The following is a 253-nucleotide window of genomic DNA, read 5'->3' as shown; positions in this document are numbered from 1 at the left end:
CTGACTTCGGCGATCGGCTGAACAACTGCAGTCAGTGGCGGATGGGTGAAGCGGACGATCGGCGTATCGTCGAAGCTGACGAGCGATATGTCGTGCGGCACGTCGAGCCCGCGTTCGCGGACGGCGGCGAGCGCGGCGATCGACATTTGATCGTTGCTGGCGATCATCGCGGTCGGCGGTTTGGACAGATCGAGCAGTGCTCCGGCAGCGCGAAGGCCGGACTCATAGCTGAAATCGCCCTCAGCCAGCAGGC

At 64.0% G+C, this 253-nt stretch carries 1 protein-coding gene; it reads right to left on the bottom strand.

Annotation, left to right across the window (positions count from 1 at the left end):
- Positions 1-253 (bottom strand): substrate-binding domain-containing protein (locus EOD29_RS33505; protein ID WP_164764033.1); only part of this gene is annotated, 253 nt, incomplete at both ends.

This window comes from Mesorhizobium sp. M1A.T.Ca.IN.004.03.1.1, assembly GCF_003997555.1.
Classification (GTDB): domain Bacteria; phylum Pseudomonadota; class Alphaproteobacteria; order Rhizobiales; family Rhizobiaceae; genus Mesorhizobium.
This window is presented reverse-complemented; position numbering and strand designations above follow the sequence as displayed.